Below are 17,403 nucleotides of genomic sequence, written 5' to 3' on the forward strand. Positions count from 1 at the left end.
CCGACACTTTTGCCCGGAACAGCTTCAAGAGACGTGAAATCCGCAGCGCAGCCGGCGGGCAACGATCCAGCCGGACACCAGGCTGGCTTGGCAAATCGTCCATGCGGACAGCGCTGCAAGCAGGCAAGAAGAGGAGACCGGACATGGGTTACGATCGCGGCAAGCTCGAAGCGTTGCGCCGCAAATATGGCGAGAGCCATGGCGGCGAGATGTTCGACCCGAAATTCCGCAAGGTCGCCGACAAGATCTTCAACAAATCGGGCACGAGGCTGGCGCCCTATTCCGGCATCCCGACCTTCCTCGCCGCGCCCTACCGCGAAATCGCCGCCGAGAACCCGGATTTCGGCGACCTGCAGGTGGCGATGATCGGCGTGCCGATGGATCTCGGCGTCACCAATCGTCCCGGCTCGCGCTTTGGACCGCGCGCGCTGCGCGCCATCGAGCGCATCGGGCCCTACAACCATGTGCTGGAATGCGCGCCGACGCATGAGCTGCGCGTCGCCGACATCGGCGACACGCCGTTCCGCAGCCGCTACCGGCTGGAGATCAGCCATGAGGACATCGAAAAGCGCACCAACCAGATCGTCGATGCCGGCGTGCTGCCGCTCTCGGTCGGCGGCGATCACTCGATCAGCCATCCGATCCTGAGGGCGGTCGGCAGACAAGCTCCCGTCGGCATGATCCATATCGATGCCCATTGCGACACCAGCGGGCTGTTCGACATGACCAAGTTCCACCATGGCGGACCGTTCCGCAACGCCGTGCTGGACGGCGTGCTCGATCCCTCGCGCACCATCCAGATCGGTATCCGCGGCTCGGCCGAATATCTGTGGGAGTTCACCTACGAGTCCGGCATGACGGTCGTGCATGCCGAGGAGGTGACCGGGCTCGGTATTCCCGCCATCATCGAGAAAGCGCGCAAGATCGTCGGCGACGGCCCGACCTATATCTCCTTCGACGTCGACAGCATCGATCCGGCCTTCGCGCCCGGCACCGGCACGCCGGAAGTCGGCGGGCTGACCACGCGCGAGGTGCTCGAGCTGCTGCGTGGCCTGAAAGGCCTCAACATCGTCGGCGGCGACGTCGTCGAGGTTGCGCCGCAATATGACTCGACCACCAACACCGCCCATGTCGGCGCCCAGGTCCTGTTCGAGATCCTGAGCCTGATGGTGTTCAGCCCGGCAATCAAGAAGGACTGAGACTGGCATTTCTTTATTTTCACGCAATTCCGAACGGAAGCTATGGCGAAGTCGCCAAGCCTAAACCGGGTCTCACTTTTCCTGGAATTGCTCTACCAACACGGCCGCCGCGCTGGAGCCGGCGGCCGGATGCAACAACAAGCTTCCAGCAGGGGAATAACAATGACTCTTCATGCAAAGTTCAAATCATCCATTGCCGCTGCGATGATGCTCGCCACGGCAGGGTTCGGTCTCGCCACCCAAGCAGCAAAAGCCGACGCCGTCGACGACATCACCAAGGCCGGCGCCATCAATGTCGGCATCTTCTCCGACTTCCCGCCCTTCTCCTCGGCCAGCGCCGACATGAGCATCAAGGGCTATGACATCGACGTCGCGCAGGCGATCGCCGATGCCTTGAAGGTGAAGCTCAACCTGGTCAGCGTCACCGGACAGAACCGCATCCCTTATCTCACAGACAAGCGTGTCGATATATTGATGAGCGTCGGCTACTCCAAGGAACGCGAGCAGGTGATCGATTTCGCCGCCGCCTACGCGCCCTACTATATCGCCGTCATCGGCCCGGCCGCGCTTGCCGTCAAAGGCAAGGAAGACCTTGCCGACAAGTCGATCGCCGTCAATCGCGGCACGCTGGAGGATACCTCGCTCACGCAGGCAGCGCCCGCCTCGGCCGACATCCGCCGCTTCGACAACTACAACTCCGTCATCCAGGCCTTCATCTCCGGCCAGACCCAGCTGATGGTGGTCGGCAACGATGTCGGCGCCCAGGTGCTGGCCAAGCAGGACGCGCTGAAGCCGGAGCAGAAATTCCAGCTGCTCACCTCGCCCTCGCATATCGGCCTCAACAAGAACGAGGATAGGCTGAAGAAGGCGGTGAACGACGCCGTCGCCAAGATGCTGGCCGACGGCAAGCTCGACGAGAGCTCGAAGGCATGGCTGAAGACGCCGCTCAATCCCGACAACCTCAAGGATTGATCTCTTGAGCGGTTCGGCTCGCACAAAGCGCTGAACCGCTCCGACTGTTCCAACAAGGTCAATCGCGATGGGCTACAGCCTGGACTTCGGCTGGCTTGCGGGTGCCGTGGGCGCGATCACGCGCGGCGCGGCGACGACGGTTTTGCTGATCGCCGTCACTACGCTGGTGGGAACCGTTCTCAGCATCCTGGGCGCTGCCGGCAAAAGAAACGGCCCCAAGCCGCTTCAACTGGCGATCGCCACATATGTCGAGGTGATGCGCAACACGCCGTTCCTGGTGCAGCTTTTCTTCATCTTCTTCGGCCTGCCCAGCCTCGGCGTCCGGCTCGATCCGATCCTGGCCGCGATGCTGGCGATGACGCTCAACATGGCGGCCTATACGATCGAGATCGTCGGCGCCGGGCTCGACGCCGTGCCGCGCGGCCAGACGGAAGCCGCACTGGCGCTCGGCCTCAGGCCCCGGCAAGTGTTCATCAAGATCGTGCTGCCGCAGGCGCTGAAGGTGATCTACCCGGCGCTGACCAGCCAGATCGTCATCATGATGCTGGAATCGGCCGTGGTGTCGCAGATCGCGGTGCGCGAGCTGACCTATGAGGCCGACATGCTGCAGGCGCGCACTTTTCGCGCCTTCGAGACCTATCTCGTCGTGACCATGGTCTATCTCGGCCTGTCGATGGGGCTGCGCCGGCTGCTGGTTGCCGGCGGACGCCGGGCGCTGGGGGCAGGTGTATCATGATCGAATTCACCTTCTGGGACATCGTCCGCAACCTTTTGCTCGCCGCGCGCTGGACGGTGCTGTTGTCGCTCGCCGCTTTCATCGGCGGCGCGCTGGTCGGGCTGGTGGTGCTGTTCTTCCGCATCGCCAAGAACAAATGGGTGAAGCGGATCGCCTCGGGCTACATCGCGCTGTTCCAAGGCACGCCGCTGTTGATGCAGCTCTTTTTGATGTTCTTCGGCCTGCCGATGCTGGGGCTGCGCATCGAGCCATGGACGGCGGCGGCGCTGGGCTTGACCTTCTTCGCCAGCGCCTATCTGGCCGAGATCTGGCGCAGCGGCGTCGACGCGCTGCCGCGCGGCCAATGGGACGCCGGGGCCAGCCTCGGGTTGCATTATCTGCAGGAGCTCAGGCTGATCATCCTGCCGCAGGCCTTCGCGATTACCCGCGCGCCGACCGTCGGCTTCCTGGTGCAGCTCATCAAATCGACGGCGCTGACCTCGATCATCGGCTTCGAGGAGCTGGTCAGGACCTCCAACGCCATCAACAACGCGACCTTCGAGCCGTTCAAGGTCTACGGGCTGGTGGCGCTGATCTTCTTCGCCCTGTGCTTCCCGCTGACGCAATATGCGCGGCGGCTCGAGCGTGCGGCCGCCCGCTAGACCTAGGCAATGCTCGCCAGTGCGCGAGCCATTCGCCACGCAACTGTGATTTGCAGTCCGGCCGCGATGCATCTCACTCTGAGCCTCACCGACCGCTTTCGGGGGAGCATCCGGCGATGTGGACGAAACACCTGGTCGCGCTTGCGGGGCTGTTCGCCCTTTGGACTGCACAGCCGGCCACGGCCGCCGAACCGACACCGGAAAGCGTCAGCATCCCGGCCGATGGCGACAACCAGCCGGGGAAGCTGGAAACGATGCTGTTCAAGCCGCAGGGACAGGGGCCATTTCCGGCGATCGTCGCCATGCATGGCTGCAGCGGGCTGTGGAGCAGCAAGAACATAGGACTCAGTCCGCGCCATGCCGATTGGGGCAAGCGGCTCTCCGCCCTCGGTTACGTCGTGCTCTTTCCCGACAGCTACGGCTCGCGCGACCTCGGCCCGCAATGCAAAAACGACGACCGGCGGGTCGAACCTTTTCGCGAACGCGTGGAAGATGCGAACGCCGCCCGCCGCTATCTGCAGACGCTGCCTTATGTAAAACCCGACGCGATCGCCCTGCTCGGCTGGTCGAATGGCGGCTCCAGCGTGCTCTATACGGTCCGTCCCAAGGACAGGCCCAAGGCTGGCTCGCCGGATTTTCGCGCGGCGGTCGCCTTCTATCCGGGCTGCACCGCCATGGCCGACAAGGGCGATTGGGCGACACGCGTGCCGCTGCTCATCGTGATGGGCGAAGCGGACGACTGGACGCCGGCCGCGCCGTGCAAGCAACTGGCGGACGCCAATCCCGACAAGGTGAAACTCATCCTCTATCCAGGCGCCTATCATGACTTCGACAATGAGGCGCAGAAGCTGCACGAGCTGCATGGCCTGGCCTACACGGCCAATGACAACGGCATTGCCCATGCCGGCCTAAATCCGGCCGCCCGCGCGGCCGCGCTCAAGGACGTGCCGGATTTTCTCGCCGTATTGAAGCAGTAGGCAGCGTGAACCGGCGCCGCTTCAATGCCCGAAGGAGAGCGCCGGCGCGATGCGGTCGCGCCTGAGCCAGCGCGCCAGCAGCAATGCCGCCACCACCGCCAGCCCCGAGGCCAGGCCGATCCATATGCCGACGCCGTTCAGGCCGAAATGGAAGGCGAGCAGCACGCCGAGCGGCAGGCCGACGCCCCAATAGCCGATCGCCGCATAGATCATCGGCACCTTGGTGTCGTGCAGACCGCGCAGCATGCCGGCCGCAACCGCCTGGGCGCCGTCGAAAATCTGGAACAGCGCGGCGAACATAAGGAACGACACGGCAAGCGTGATCACCCTGGCATTGGCCGGATCGGCGAGATCGATGAAGGCGCTGATCAGCGCATGCGGCCACAGGACCATCACCAGGCCCATCAGCGCCATGAAGGAGACGCCGATGACGAAGGCTGTCCAGCCGGCGCGCGAAACGCCTTCCGGGTTGCCGGCGCCATGCGCCAGGCCGACCCGTACCGTGACCGCCTGGTTGAGCCCGAGCGGCACCATGAAGGAGATCGAGGCGATCTGGATGGCGATCGCGTGGGCTGCCAGCGAATCCGCATCGATCAGGCCCATGAGCAAAGCCGCCGCGTTGAAGATCGTCACCTCGAAGGCGAGGATGCCGGCGATCGGCAGGCCGAGCCGGAGCAGGCCGCGAAAACGCGGCCAGTCGGAGCGCCAGAAGCGGCCGAACAGATGGTAGCGGCGGAACTTCTTCTCCTTGATCACCACCGCCGCCATGCCGACGAACATCAGCGTGCTGGACAGAGTGGTGGCGAGGCCGGAGCCGGCGATGCCCATCGACTTGACGCCAAGATTGCCGAACATGAACACCCAGTTGAAGACGGCGTTGCAGGCGACCGCGACGAAAACGATGATCAGCGCCCAGCCCGGCCGCTCCAGTGCCGAGATGAAGGAGCGCAGCACGATATAGAAATAGAAGGGCAGCACCGCCCATTGCAGCCAGTGCAGGTAGATGCCGGCTTCCCGCGCGAGCTCCGGCTTCTGGCCCATGGCCAAAAGCACCTCTTCGCCATGCCAGAGGACGAGCCAGATCGGGATCGAGATCAGGATCGCCAGCCATAGGCCCTGGCGCACGGTGCGGCGCAGGTCGCGCACGGAATGACGGCGGCGGCCGAGCTCGGTCGCCATCATCGGCGAGGTCGCCAGCATCAGGCCGAGGCCGAAGATCAGCGGCATGAAATAGAGGTTGGCGCCGAGCGCGCCGCTGGCCAGAGTATCAGGCCCCAGGCGGCCCATCATCATGACGTCGGTCGCGGTCATGGCAGTCTGGCCGAGATTGGTCAGCACCATCGGCCAGGCGAGCGCGATCGTCGCCCTGATTTCCTGACGCCAAAGATTTTCCGGCGCGCGAGCGCCGGCTTCGATCGCAGACATTGTTCCGCTCTTTCAGAACACGGCGCATCGGCCAAAGGGCCGGAAGCCGCACAACAACGGCGCAAATGGCGCCGTTTGCGTCGCCTTGTGAACGAAATGCGACATGTTGGCAAGGGAGGAGGTCCGGCTAGCGATTGATCCAGCCGGAGCCGGGGAATCCGCGACGCCTCTTTCATTTGCCGGCCGCAGGCTGCTACGGATGCCCTTGGCATGCGCAGCCGTCGCAGCGTGCCGGGAGGAAATGATGCCGTTCAGGCGCAGAAAGAACACCGCCGCGATCCCGCGCACCGTGCCCGCGTTCGAGCACATCGTGACCGAGGCAAGCGACAGTTTCCTGTGGCGGCTGGACGACTATCCGTGGGAGCGCAATGTCTGGAATTTCCACCCCGAATACGAAATCCATCTTCTGCGGAAATCGTCCGGCGTGGTGCTGGTCGGCGACCATATCGGCGAGTTCGGCCCGGGCTATCTGACGATCGTCGGCGGCGGCCTGCCGCATGACTGGGTGACCGCGGTGCAGCCGGGCGAGCTGATCGAAGGCCGCGATATCGTCCTGCAATTCGATCCCGAACGGCTGCGCGGCTCGTCCGGGCTGCTGCCGGAACTGCGCGAGCTGGAACCGTTCCTGGAACGCTCGCTGCGCGGCATGGTCTTCCACGGCCAGACGGCGCTCGACGGCGCCGAGCTGATGGAGCGGATGGGAGAGGTGCATGGGCTGGCGAGGTTCCGCCTGTTCCTCGAACTGCTCGACCTTCTGGCCACCACCGACGAATACGCGCTTTTGTCGTCGCCGGATTTTTCCCCGCTTCTCGACGCGGAATCGCTCGATATCATCCAGCGCTCGCTGACCTATCTGTTCCAGCACTTTGCCGAGGATTTGAAGCTGCCGGACGTGGCTGCATTGGCCGGGATGAGCGAAAGCACATTCTCACGCTTTTTCCAGAAGAACACCGGCAACTCCTTCAGCGACCATGTCGCCAAGCTCAGGCTCTGGCAGGCCTGCAAGCTGCTCGCCGATACCGAGATCCCGATCACCGACATCTGCTTCCAGGTCGGCTACATGAACATCTCGAACTTCAACCGTGCCTTCCTGCGCAAGCACAAGATGACGCCTTCCTCCTACCGCAAACTGTCGCGGCAGCGGTTGACGCTGCGAGCCTGATCTGGCCGGGGTCCGACCACTTCTGATGGCACTGATACTCGTGTGACGGGCAGACTCTGCCTGTGCCATTTTTTGCGCCGCACAATGCATAAAAGTACAGGTCTGCTGCAACGGGGCTTCTAGTCTCGCCCCTTCCAACTCCTCATTTTGGCGGCGGGTCGCAGTCATGCGGGCGACGGTGAGGATCGCTTAGCCCACAGACTTGCTTGTTCCTGGAGGAGAAACATCAATGAAATCAACACGGCTCGCTGCCAGCCTCGGTGCAGCTTTCGTGCTTACCGCTTCCGTATCAACCGCAGCACTTGCCCAGGCGCCGGTCTGCTCGGCGCCGGTCAAGGTGCTGGCGCAGCCGCGCGACGGCCTGACGCTTCTGGAGGACTCCAAGGATGAGTTCAAAAAACTCTCCGGCGCTTCCTTCCAGATCGATTACCTCAACGAGAACGACCGACGCGCCAAGTCGCGCGCCGACGCCTCCACCGTCGGCAACTACAACGTCTACTATGTCGACGAGGCCAATGTGGCGCTGTTCGCGTCTTCCGGCTGGATCGCGCCGCTGACCGATTATTATCCGGCTGACTACGACTATGCCGATTTCGATCCCGGCCGCCAGAAGGTCGCCACCTATGACGGCAAGGTGTGGTTCGCGCCGCTGACCGGCGGCGGCGACCTGATGGTCTATCGCAAGGACGTGCTGGAGGCCGCCGGCATCCAGCCACCGACGACGCTGGACGAGCTGATTGCCGACGTCCAGAAACTGAACGATCCCGACAAGGGCATATACGGCATTGCGCTGCGCGGCGCGCGCGGCTCGGGCGCCAATGTCTGGCGCTGGATGCCGTTCTTCAAGGCTTATGGCGGCAAGTGGTTCGACGGCGACAAGCCGGCTTTCAATTCGGACGCTGCCGTCAAGGCGACCGAGACCTATTTGAAGCTGTTCAAGGACTCGGCGCCCGGCACACAGACCGGCAGCTGGGATGAATCGACCGGCGCTTTCCTGTCGGGCCAGGTCGCCATCCTTGTCGAATCGACGCCGCTGTCGGGCATGGCGGTCGACCCGAAGACCTCGCAGGTTGTCGGCAAGGTCGGCTTCCTGCCGCCGCCCTCGCCACTGCCCGGCGGCGGCTACGGCCACGGGCTCGCCATCGGCACCAAGGCCAATGCGGATGACGCCGCGAAGAAATGCGCCGGCCTGTTCATCGCCTGGGCAACGTCCAAGGAAAATGAAAAGCGCCGGCTCGACGCGCATCAGTTCGGCGAGTTGAACCGCACCAGCATCCTCACCAGCAAGGAATTCGCCGACATCTACGGCGCCGATCTCGGCAAGGCGCTGGCCGATACCGGCAAGGTGACGGCAGTGAACTTCTGGCAGGATCCGCGCTGGCCCGATCTCGGCGACCGCTGGGGCATTATCCTCGAAGAGCTCGTCACCGGCACGCGCACCGACATCAAGGGCGGCCTCAACGAGCTCGAGGCCTATGCCAACGAGTTGGTGAAGAAGAAGTAATCCTCCCACCCGTGGCGCGCGGTCCACGGCATTCGAAGGAATGCCGGATCTGCGCGCCGCGGGACCTTCGCCAGACACAGCAAAAATCCGAGGATAGGCAATGCGCCGACGCTCTTCCCTGCCGGTCACATTTCTGGTTCCGACTTTAGCCATCCTGCTGGTGCTGTCGATGGTGCCGACGCTCTACGCCATCGTCATCGCCTTGCAGAACCGCGAGCTGAGCACGACGGGCTATTCCTGGGTCTGGTTCTCTAACTTCGCCGATCTCTTCCTCGACCGCCGTTTCCTCAACGCCGTCTGGGTTTCGGTGAAATGGGAGATCGTCACCGTGGTGGCGACGATGGTGGTGGCGATCGGGCTCGGCGTGCTGATGTTCGAGGTCGCCGGCCCACGCCTGCGCAATTTCTATTGCCTCTTGTTCATCATCCCGGTGCTGTTGCCGCGCGTCTCGGCCGCCTTCGTCTGGAAGTTCGCCTACCACCCGCTCTACGGCATCGCCACCTATCCCTACCGGCTGGTGACGGGCGGCCTCATCTTCGATCCGCTGTCCAAGCCCGCGACCGCGTTGTTTGCCGTGGCATCGGTCGATGTCTGGCAATGGGGGTTGTTCTTCGCCGTCATCGTGCTGAAGCTGCTCGAAACCCTGCCGCCGCAACCGATCGAGGCGGCGCGGCTCGATCACGCCAAGCGCTGGCAGATCCATGCCTATGTCACCTTGCCGATGCTGAAAGCGCCGCTGATCAGCCTGATGTTCGTCAAGATGATCGAGTCGCTGCGCTCCTTCGACCTGATCTATGTGATGACGCGCGGCGGTCCCGGCGTCGCGACCGAGACGCTCGACATGTACGCCTTCTCGCAAGGCTTCATCGAGTCCGGCAAGGTCTCCTACGCTTCGGCGATGGCGGTGCTGATGATGATCGCGACCGTCATCACCTTCACAATGCTTTGGAAGCGGGTGCAGGCATGAGGCAGTTTCGGGCAAGACCGGGCCGCCTGATCGCCAAGGCCATCCTGGCGCTGGCCGGATTCCTGGCCGTGTTCCCGCTGGTGTGGACGGCGCTCAATGCGCTGAAGAACAATGTCGACATCATCACGCGCGTGCCGAAGGTGATCTTCACGCCGACGCTGGCCAACATCACCTATATCCTCGGCCGCGACAGCGTGCTGACCGGCCTCTACAATTCGGTCGTCGCCTGCGGCTCGGCGGTGCTGATCGGCATCGTACTGGGGTTGCCGGCGGCCTATGCGGTGGCGCGCTATCCCAATCGCTTTGCCGGAGACATCCAGTTCTTCGTGCTGTCGCTGCGCTTCCTGCCGCCAGTGGCGGTGGCCATCCCGCTGATGGTGATCTGGCTGCAGGTCGGGCTCTACGACACTTTGCCGGCGCTGATCGTCACTTATTCGCTGCTGACCATCTCGGTGATCATGTGGCTGGCGATTCCTGCCTTCCAGGGCGTGCCTAAGGAGATCGAGGAAGCTGCCTTCGTCGACGGCTACGGCGCCTATTCGGTGTTCTGGCGGATCGCGCTTCCGGTGGCGGCGCGCTCGCTCATAGGCGCCATCGCCTTCAGCTTCGTGCTGGTCTGGAACGAGTTCCTGATCGCGCTGATGCTGTCGAGCTCCAACGCCAAGACGCTGCCGATCGTCGCTTCGGAACTCTCCCAGCAAGGCATGAACGTGCCGTGGGGCATCCTCAACGCCTCGGTCGTGCTCCTGTCGCTGCCACCGCTGCTGTTCCTCGGCGTCTTGAGCGGCTTCCTGAATTCCGTTTTCCGGCAAAAGAAAAGTTGAAGTGAGGCTTATCCCGATGCGAGCACTGGTGCTTGAGAAAAAAGGCGAACTGTCGCTGCGCGAGATCGCGTTGCCGCAAGATGTCGGGCCGGACGACGTCAGGATCGCCATCCATACGGTCGGCGTCTGCGGCAGCGACGTGCACTACTACACGCATGGCGCCATCGGCAGCTATATCGTGCGCCAGCCCATGGTGCTCGGCCATGAGGCGTCGGGCACGATCGTCGAGGTCGGCGCCAATGTCACGAGCCTGAAGGTTGGCGACCGCGTCTGCATGGAACCCGGCGTGCCTAACCTTTCGTCACGCGCGACGAAGCTCGGCATCTACAATGTCGATCCGGACGTCCGCTTCTGGGCGACGCCGCCGGTGCATGGAGTGCTCGCGCCCTACGCCGTGCACCCCGCGGCCTTCACCTACAAACTGCCGGACAATGTCTCGTTTGCCGAAGGCGCGATGGTCGAGCCCTTCGCCATCGGCATGCAGGCGGCGGCGCGCGCCCGGATCGTGCCGGGCGATGTCGCCGTCGTCGTCGGCTGCGGCCCGATCGGCATCATGATCGCGCTCGCGGCGCTGGCGGGCGGGTGCTCCAAGGTTCTGATCTCCGATTTTTCCGCCCCCAAATTGGAGATCGCCGCACAGTATACCGGCATCGTGCCGGTCAATATCGGCGAGCAGTCCCTGGTCGAGGCGGTGCGGTCGGCCACCGGCAATTGGGGCGCCGACATCGTGTTCGAGGCGAGCGGCAGCCCGAAGGCCTTCGCCAATCTGTTCGACATCGTGCGGCCGGGCGGCGCGGTGGTGCTGGTCGGGCTGCCGGTGGAAACGGTCGAGCTCAATGTGCCGGCGGCGATCTCCAAGGAAGTGCGCATCGAGACCGTGTTCCGCTACGCCAACATCTTCGATCGTGCACTGCAGTTGATCGCCTCCGGCAAGGTCGACCTCAAGCCGCTGATCACCGGCACCTATGATTTTTCCGAGAGCATCAAGGCGTTCGAGCGCGCCGCGCAAGGCCAGCCGCAGGACGTGAAGCTGCAGATCCTGCTGACCGGCGAGAAGGATTAAGGGATGTCCGCGATCACCTGCTCCCATGTCGACAAGGCCTATGGCGCCACGTCCGTCATCCGCGACCTCAACCTCGCGATCGAGGAGCATGAATTCGTCGTGTTCCTAGGGCCCTCCGGCTGCGGCAAGTCCACGCTTCTGCGGATGCTGGCGGGTCTGGAAGACATCAGCGGCGGCGAGGTGTCGATCGGCGGCAAGGTGGTGAACGATCTCGATCCCGGTGACCGCGGCATCGCCATGGTGTTCCAGAACTATGCGCTCTATCCGCATATGACGATTTTCGACAATGTCGCCTTCGGATTGAAGCGGCAGAAGGTGCCGGCGGCCGAAATCAAGAAGCGCGTCGAAGCCGTCGCGAAGACGCTTGGCCTCGAACCCTATCTCGGCCGCAAGCCGACCGAGCTTTCCGGCGGCCAGCAGCAGCGCGTGGCGATCGCGCGCGCCATGATCAAGACGCCGAAAGTTTTTCTCTTCGACGAGCCGCTGTCCAACCTCGACGCCAAGCTGCGCAACCATATGCGGGTCGAGATAGCCAGGCTGCACCAGTCGCTGAAGACGACAACCGTCTATGTCACGCATGACCAGCTCGAGGCGATGACGCTGGCCGACCGCATCGTGCTTCTGAAGGACGGCGTGATCGAGCAGATCGGCTCGCCGGCGGAGATCTATCGCCGTCCCGGCAATCTGTTCGTCGCCGGCTTCATCGGCACGCCGAACATGAATTTCATCGAGGCCATGGTCGGCCGGAAGGGCGATGGCTGGACGCTGACCGGCGCCGGGACGGTGCTATCGCTGGAAGGCGGCGACTTCCATCTGCAGCATGGCGATCGCGTGGTGCTCGGCATCCGGCCCCCGGATCTGAAGACGGCGGAAGCCGGCACAGGAAACCTGTTGCAAGGCACCGCCGACCTCATCGAGTTCCATGGCAATGACGCGCTGGTGACGTTCGGCTCCGGTGGCAAGGAGATCAGCGCACTGGTGCCGGCCCGCGAATGCCCTGAGCAGAGCACGCCTGTCCGCTACACGTTTGACGAGGACAGCATCCATCTGTTCGCCGCCGAGACCGGCAAGTCGCTGCGCCGACAATAAGACGGCCAGAGCGTCGCTGGAAGCGCTCTACCCGATCGCGTCGAGCATCTGCCGCTGGCGGTGCATTTCGAGGAAGATCCGGTAGTCGCGGTCGAAGCGGGCGCCGGCTTCCTTGTTGGGCGCGCGGGTCTTGCCGCCCTGCTGCATGGCGACGCAGGCCGCGTTGAGGTCGCGATAGAGCCCGGCGGCGGTCGCCGCCACCATGCCGGTGCCGAGCAGCACCGCCTCGTCGGCCAGCGGCTCGACCACGGTGCAGCCGGTTGCGTCGGCATAGAGCTCCATCAAAAGCGGGTTCTTGGTGTGGCCGCCGGTGACATGCAGCGTGTCGATCAGATAGCCGTTCTCGTTCAGCGCCTCGAGCACATGGCGCACGCCGAGCGCGATGCCGACGGCGGTGCGCCAGTAGAGCTTGCACAGGCTGTCGAAGGAGGCGTCGAGCGTCAGGCCGCTGATGACGCCGACCGCGTGCGGGTCGGCGAGCGGCGAACGGTTGCCGTGGAAATCCGGCAGCACATGCAGCCTTGCAGCAAGCGCATCGCCATCCTCGGCGCGCAGCTCGGCGACACGCCGGGCGATCTTCATGTGCATGGCCGCGTCCGGCTCGCCGCCGGCGCCATGCCAGCGGATGATATGGTCGAGCAGCGCGCCGGTGGCCGACTGGCCGCCTTCCGAGAGCCACAGCGTCGGCAAGGCCGCGCCGTAATAGGGACCCCAGACGCCGGCGAAGGGCTGCGGGTCGAGCGACATCGCCATGACGCAGGACGATGTGCCGGCAATGAGCGCCAGATGCCGGCTGATGTCCTTCTCGTCGCCGGCAAAGCCGCCCAAAACGCCGAGCGCGCCGGCATAGGCATCGATGACGCCGGCGCCCACGCGGCATTTCTCGGTCAGGCCGAGCGCGGCGGCGGCTTTCGCCGTCAGCGGTCCGATATCGGCGCCGACCGGGCTTGCCTTTTCCGGAAGATTGCCGTGCTCGAAAAGATCGCCGAGGCCGACCAGCTCGAAGAAATCGCGCCGCCAGCTTTTTTCCTCGTGGGCGAGATAGGTCCACTTCGCCGTCAGCGTGCATTGCGAACGGGCGAGCGAGCCCGATGCCTTCCAGGTCAGGAAATCGGCAAGGTCGAACAGATAGCCGGCTTCATTCCATGTCTTCGGCAGATGACGCTTCAGCCACATCAGCTTCGGCGTTTCCATCTCGGGCGACATCACGCCGCCGATGTAATCGAGAACGGCGTGGCCGCTCGTCGTGCATTCGTCGGCCTCGGCGATGGCACGGTGATCGAGCCAAACCATCGTGTCCCAGCGCTTCTCGCCGCTGACCGAGACGCTGATCTGGTCGCCTTGTCTGTCGCGCGCGACCAGCGAGCAGGTCGCGTCGAAGGAGATGCCGGCGATATCGCCGGCGGCGACGCCGGATTTCTGCAGGGCGGACCGCACGGATTTGCACACCGCCGACCAGATATCTTCCGAATCATGCTCGGCATGATCGGGCTTGGGCTGATGCATGGCGATCGGATGATCGGCGCGGCCGAGCAGGTTGCCCTCGGAGTCGAGAATGCCCGCGCGAGCGCTCCCGGTGCCGACATCGACCGCGCAAACGAAACTTTTCGTCAAGATGCTTTTACTCTCGCTCCCAGGCCTGCAATCAGATCGGGCAATTGCAGCATGTCAGCGAATATAAAGTCCGGTTCCGTCGACGCAAGCCGCGCTTTGAGGGCGGGATTGGAGGCATGCGAGCCGCCGGTGAAAGCGAGGACGCGCATGCCCGCCGCGCGGGCGGCGGCAACGCCGGCGGGACTGTCCTCGATCACCAGGCACGCGCGCGGATGCGCCCGCATGCTGGCGGCGGCGTGCAGGAACAGGTCGGGCGCCGGCTTGCCGCGCTCGACCATGCTGGCGCTGAACAGATGCGGCTCCAGCAAGGGGAGCAGGCCGGTGACGTCGAGCGCGTAGCGGATGCGCTCCAGCGTGCCGGACGAGGCGACGCAGCAAGGCAGGCCGAGCTTCGGCAGCACCTCCTTGACGCCCGGGATCGGCTTCAACTCCTCGCGGAATTTGCGCATCAGGTCGACGCGCATGGCGGTCAGATGCTGGTCGTTGATCTCCAGCCCGAACTCTTGGCCGAGGATCTCGCGCACGCTCTTCATGCTCTTGCCGAGGAAATGCTCGTAGGCGGCGTCCTCGCTGACCGTGCCGCCGGCGAGCTCGATCATGCCAAGCAGCGCCGAGACCGAAAGCGCCTCGCTGTCGACCAGCACGCCGTCACAGTCGAAGATGACCAGCTCAGGCGTCATCGCGGCGTTGCTTCCAGCGCGGTTAGATCAGGATAACGCTTCGTTGGATCGTCATCCTGATCCAACTTTTTGTCGGAGCGTGATCTTTGCCGAAAACCGGTTCCCACTTTTTGGGATCACGCTCTAGAGCTTGCCGGCGAGATAGCGCGTCAGGGTTTCGCGCGCGCCGTTCGCCCACAGCGCCTTCAAGGCATGGGCGAAGGCCTCGGCGAAGACGGGCGAGCGGCCGACATCACCATAGATGTCCTCCATCGCCAGCCAGGCCTTCGGATCGCCCTTCGCCGCCTTCGCGGTGGCCTGCATGCGATCCCAGCTGGGATCATTCGGCTCGATGACGGCGCCGCTGTCGGTGGTGCCGAAACAGTAGCGGCACCAGAGTGCGGATTCCAGCGCGAGGCCGGCGACGCCCTTGCCAGCCTTCAGCCGGTCGGCGATCGTCGGGATGATGAATTTCGGCTGGCGGTTGGAGCCGTCGAGGCAAAGCCGGCGGATGGTGTCGCCGATCTTGGGGTTGGAGAAGCGGCGCTCGATGAGCTGGTAGTACTCCTCCAGATCGGTGTTAGGCACCGGCGGCACGGTCGGAATGATCTCGTCATGCTCGAGCTTCGACAGGAAGGCGCGCACCAGCGGCTCCTGCATGCCTTCATGGACGAAATGGATGTCCATCAGCCCCGCCGGATAGGCGATCGTGGCGTGGCCGCCGTTGAGGATGCGGATCTTCATCAATTCGTAGGGCGAGACGTCCTTGACGAATTGCACGCCGACCTTTTCCAGCGCCGGGCGGCCGGCGGTGAAATGGTCCTCCAGCACCCATTGCTTGAACGGCTCGCAGAACACCGGCCAGTTGTCCTCCAGCCCGAAATCGTCGGCGAGGATCTTGCGCTCACGGTCGCTGGTGGCCGGCGTGATGCGGTCGACCATGCCGTTCGGGAAGGCGACCTTGTCTTCCACCCATTTGGCGAGGTCCTCGTCGATCAGCCGGGCTAGGCCGATGACGCCGTCGGAGGTGACGTGGCCGTTATGGGGGATGTTGTCGCAGGACATGACGGTGAACGGCACGATGCCGTCGGCGCGCCGGCGCAGCAGCCCGGCAAGGATGATGCCGAAGACGGTCTTCGGCACGGCCCCAGGCTGCGCGTCGGCGACGATGTCGGGATGAGCCGGGTTGAACTTGCCGGAGGCCGGGTCGATGAAATAGCCGCCTTCGGTGATGGTCAGCGACACGATCTTGATCGCCGGATCGGCAAGCCGCTCGATGATCGCAGCGGCATCGCCGGGCGTCAGGAAATCGATCATGGCGCCGGTGACACGGGCGCTCATATGACCCTGGTCCTGCTCGACGACGGTGGTCAGCCAGTCCTGTTCCTGCAGCTTGGAACGGCCGATCTTCTCGCCTTCGAACACGCCGGCGCCGATCAGCGCCCAGTCATGGCCCTCGCCGGTGCCGAACAGGTCGTCGAGATAGACCGCCTGGTGCGAGCGGTGGAAGTTGCCGACGCCAAAATGGACGATGCCGGCCTTCAGGACGGAGCGGTCATATTTCGGGCCGGCGACCTTGGCCGGCAGCCTGGCGAGGTTCGAGGAGGAGAGTTTCACGGTCATCTCATTCACCCTTTGGCCGATCTGCAGCCCGACTGTTAACGCCTCCTTCGGGAGAGCGAGGATGAGGGGCAACACCCGGTGTTCCAGTATGCTGCCCCTCACCTGCCCCGCGGCGTCTTCTCCGGAGGAAGAAGAGAAGCGCCTCCCCCCTCAACCCATCCCCGTCAACTCATCCATTGGCCGCCATCGACATTGTAGGTCTGGGCGACAATGTATTCGGCCTCGTCGCTGGCGAGGAAAACCGCCATGCCGGCGAGATCTTCCGGCTTGCCCATGCGGCCGTAGGGAACGCCTTCGCCGACCAAGCGCTTCTTCTCGCCCTTCGGGCGGTTCTCGTATTTGGCGAACAGCGCGTCGACCTGGTCCCACATGTCGCTGTCCACGACGCCCGGCGCGATGCCGTTGACGTTGATGCGATGCTTGATGAGGTCGAGACCCGCTGACTGCGTCAGCGAAATGACGGCGGCCTTGGTGGCGCAATAGACCGCGACCAGCGGCTCGCCGCGGCGGCCGGCCTGGCTCGCCATGTTGATGATCCTGCCGCCCTTGCCGCGCGCGATCATCGAACGGGCCGCCGCCTGCAGCATGAACAGCGTGCCGGCGACGTTGACGGAGAACAGTTTTTCGTAGCTCGCCTTCGTTATTTCGACGATCGGCGCGAGATCGAAGATCGCGGCGTTGTTGACCAGCACGTCGAGCCCACCGGTCTTCGCTTCGACCGCCTTCACCGCCGCCTCGATCGAAGACTGATCGGTCACGTCGAGTTGGACAGCGTAAGCTTGTGGACCGATCGCTTTCGCCGTCGCTTCCGCCGCTTTGAGGTCGATGTCGGCAATCGCCACCGTCGCGCCTTCGCGCGCATAGGCCTCGGCGAAAGCCCTGCCGATGCCGCGCGCCGATCCGGTGATCAGCGCCGATTTGCCTTTCAACCTCACTGTCCCGTCCTCA

16 protein-coding genes are annotated in these 17,403 nt (G+C 64.1%); 11 read left to right on the top strand and 5 right to left on the bottom strand.

Annotated elements, in window-relative coordinates:
- Positions 1-143 precede the first annotated feature (143 nt).
- The 5 genes from speB (at position 144) to AC0YKC_RS22815 (ending at position 4,525) form a co-directional block, all read left to right on the top strand.
- Complete coding sequence (gene speB, locus AC0YKC_RS22795) at positions 144-1,199, top strand: agmatinase (protein WP_488512676.1); 1,056 nt, start codon at positions 144-146, stop codon at positions 1,197-1,199.
- A gap of 162 nt (positions 1,200-1,361) precedes the next feature.
- Positions 1,362-2,171, top strand: a complete 810-nt coding sequence (locus tag AC0YKC_RS22800; protein WP_320294088.1) for a transporter substrate-binding domain-containing protein — start codon at positions 1,362-1,364, stop codon at positions 2,169-2,171.
- Between the two features lie 67 nt (positions 2,172-2,238).
- Complete coding sequence (locus AC0YKC_RS22805; protein ID WP_488512677.1) at positions 2,239-2,907, top strand: amino acid ABC transporter permease; 669 nt, start codon at positions 2,239-2,241, stop codon at positions 2,905-2,907.
- Positions 2,904-3,548: an amino acid ABC transporter permease gene (locus AC0YKC_RS22810; RefSeq protein ID WP_434724836.1), complete on the top strand. Its 645-nt coding sequence runs from the start codon at positions 2,904-2,906 to the stop codon at positions 3,546-3,548. Before AC0YKC_RS22805 ends, AC0YKC_RS22810 begins: the two co-directional genes overlap by 4 nt.
- 116 nt (positions 3,549-3,664) lie before the next feature.
- A complete protein-coding gene (locus AC0YKC_RS22815; RefSeq protein ID WP_488512678.1) occupies positions 3,665-4,525 on the top strand; it encodes a dienelactone hydrolase family protein in 861 nt (286 codons plus the stop codon).
- A 21-nt stretch (positions 4,526-4,546) separates the two neighbouring features.
- Here the strand turns inward: AC0YKC_RS22815 and AC0YKC_RS22820 are convergent, their stop codons facing one another.
- The gene (locus AC0YKC_RS22820; RefSeq protein ID WP_488512679.1) at positions 4,547-5,950 is read right to left on the bottom strand and encodes an MATE family efflux transporter; all 1,404 of its coding nucleotides are present in this window, start codon (positions 5,948-5,950) and stop codon (positions 4,547-4,549) included.
- A 244-nt stretch (positions 5,951-6,194) separates the two neighbouring features.
- Here AC0YKC_RS22820 and AC0YKC_RS22825 point away from each other — a divergent pair, with 244 nt between their 5' ends.
- The 6 genes from AC0YKC_RS22825 (at position 6,195) to AC0YKC_RS22850 (ending at position 12,559) form a co-directional block, all read left to right on the top strand.
- Positions 6,195-7,112, top strand: coding sequence for an AraC family transcriptional regulator (locus AC0YKC_RS22825; RefSeq protein ID WP_488512680.1), 918 nt, complete (start codon positions 6,195-6,197; stop codon positions 7,110-7,112).
- Positions 7,113-7,341: 229 nt separating this feature from the next.
- Entirely contained in the window at positions 7,342-8,616 is a 1,275-nt protein-coding gene (locus AC0YKC_RS22830; protein ID WP_488512681.1) for an ABC transporter substrate-binding protein, read from the top strand.
- Between the two features lie 100 nt (positions 8,617-8,716).
- Positions 8,717-9,583 (top strand): carbohydrate ABC transporter permease, encoded by an 867-nt coding sequence (locus AC0YKC_RS22835; protein WP_488512682.1) that lies wholly within the window; start codon positions 8,717-8,719, stop codon positions 9,581-9,583.
- Positions 9,580-10,407: a carbohydrate ABC transporter permease gene (locus tag AC0YKC_RS22840; protein ID WP_434724831.1), complete on the top strand. Its 828-nt coding sequence runs from the start codon at positions 9,580-9,582 to the stop codon at positions 10,405-10,407. The genes AC0YKC_RS22835 and AC0YKC_RS22840 overlap by 4 nt, the downstream gene beginning before the upstream one ends.
- A 16-nt stretch (positions 10,408-10,423) precedes the next feature.
- A complete protein-coding gene (locus AC0YKC_RS22845) occupies positions 10,424-11,470 on the top strand; it encodes an NAD(P)-dependent alcohol dehydrogenase (protein ID WP_488512739.1) in 1,047 nt (348 codons plus the stop codon).
- 3 nt (positions 11,471-11,473) lie between these two features.
- On the top strand, positions 11,474-12,559 hold the full coding sequence (locus tag AC0YKC_RS22850; protein WP_488512683.1) for an ABC transporter ATP-binding protein: 1,086 nt from the start codon (positions 11,474-11,476) through the stop codon (positions 12,557-12,559).
- A gap of 27 nt (positions 12,560-12,586) precedes the next feature.
- On the opposite strand, the gene AC0YKC_RS22855 is transcribed toward AC0YKC_RS22850, so the two are convergent.
- The 4 genes from AC0YKC_RS22855 to AC0YKC_RS22870 form a co-directional block, all read right to left on the bottom strand.
- Positions 12,587-14,173 carry an FGGY-family carbohydrate kinase gene (locus AC0YKC_RS22855; RefSeq protein WP_488512684.1) on the bottom strand — a complete coding sequence of 529 codons (1,587 nt, stop codon included), beginning with the start codon at positions 14,171-14,173 and terminating at the stop codon, positions 12,587-12,589.
- Complete coding sequence (locus tag AC0YKC_RS22860) at positions 14,170-14,853, bottom strand: HAD family hydrolase (RefSeq protein WP_320294078.1); 684 nt, start codon at positions 14,851-14,853, stop codon at positions 14,170-14,172. Before AC0YKC_RS22860 ends, AC0YKC_RS22855 begins: the two co-directional genes overlap by 4 nt.
- Before the next feature lie 123 nt (positions 14,854-14,976).
- Positions 14,977-16,455 carry a mannitol dehydrogenase family protein gene (locus AC0YKC_RS22865; RefSeq protein WP_488512686.1) on the bottom strand — a complete coding sequence of 493 codons (1,479 nt, stop codon included), beginning with the start codon at positions 16,453-16,455 and terminating at the stop codon, positions 14,977-14,979.
- 164 nt (positions 16,456-16,619) lie between these two features.
- On the bottom strand, positions 16,620-17,390 hold the full coding sequence (locus tag AC0YKC_RS22870; RefSeq protein ID WP_320294076.1) for an L-iditol 2-dehydrogenase: 771 nt from the start codon (positions 17,388-17,390) through the stop codon (positions 16,620-16,622).
- Positions 17,391-17,403 lie beyond the last annotated feature (13 nt).

The sequence above is a fragment of the Mesorhizobium sp. CNPSo 4661 genome (genome assembly GCF_057784215.1).

Excerpts from the sequence above, each read along its gene's own strand:
- speB (WP_488512676.1), top strand. The coding sequence starts at position 144 with ATGGGTTACGATCGCGGCAAGCTCGAAGCGTTGCGCCGCAAATATGGC.
- AC0YKC_RS22800 (WP_320294088.1), top strand. The coding sequence starts at position 1,362 with ATGACTCTTCATGCAAAGTTCAAATCATCCATTGCCGCTGCGATGATG.
- AC0YKC_RS22805 (WP_488512677.1), top strand. The coding sequence starts at position 2,239 with ATGGGCTACAGCCTGGACTTCGGCTGGCTTGCGGGTGCCGTGGGCGCG.
- AC0YKC_RS22810 (WP_434724836.1), top strand. The coding sequence starts at position 2,904 with ATGATCGAATTCACCTTCTGGGACATCGTCCGCAACCTTTTGCTCGCC.
- AC0YKC_RS22815 (WP_488512678.1), top strand. The coding sequence starts at position 3,665 with ATGTGGACGAAACACCTGGTCGCGCTTGCGGGGCTGTTCGCCCTTTGG.
- AC0YKC_RS22820 (WP_488512679.1), bottom strand. The coding sequence starts at position 5,950 with ATGTCTGCGATCGAAGCCGGCGCTCGCGCGCCGGAAAATCTTTGGCGT.
- AC0YKC_RS22825 (WP_488512680.1), top strand. The coding sequence starts at position 6,195 with ATGCCGTTCAGGCGCAGAAAGAACACCGCCGCGATCCCGCGCACCGTG.
- AC0YKC_RS22830 (WP_488512681.1), top strand. The coding sequence starts at position 7,342 with ATGAAATCAACACGGCTCGCTGCCAGCCTCGGTGCAGCTTTCGTGCTT.
- AC0YKC_RS22835 (WP_488512682.1), top strand. The coding sequence starts at position 8,717 with ATGCGCCGACGCTCTTCCCTGCCGGTCACATTTCTGGTTCCGACTTTA.
- AC0YKC_RS22840 (WP_434724831.1), top strand. The coding sequence starts at position 9,580 with ATGAGGCAGTTTCGGGCAAGACCGGGCCGCCTGATCGCCAAGGCCATC.
- AC0YKC_RS22845 (WP_488512739.1), top strand. The coding sequence starts at position 10,424 with ATGCGAGCACTGGTGCTTGAGAAAAAAGGCGAACTGTCGCTGCGCGAG.
- AC0YKC_RS22850 (WP_488512683.1), top strand. The coding sequence starts at position 11,474 with ATGTCCGCGATCACCTGCTCCCATGTCGACAAGGCCTATGGCGCCACG.
- AC0YKC_RS22860 (WP_320294078.1), bottom strand. The coding sequence starts at position 14,853 with ATGACGCCTGAGCTGGTCATCTTCGACTGTGACGGCGTGCTGGTCGAC.
- AC0YKC_RS22865 (WP_488512686.1), bottom strand. The coding sequence starts at position 16,455 with ATGACCGTGAAACTCTCCTCCTCGAACCTCGCCAGGCTGCCGGCCAAG.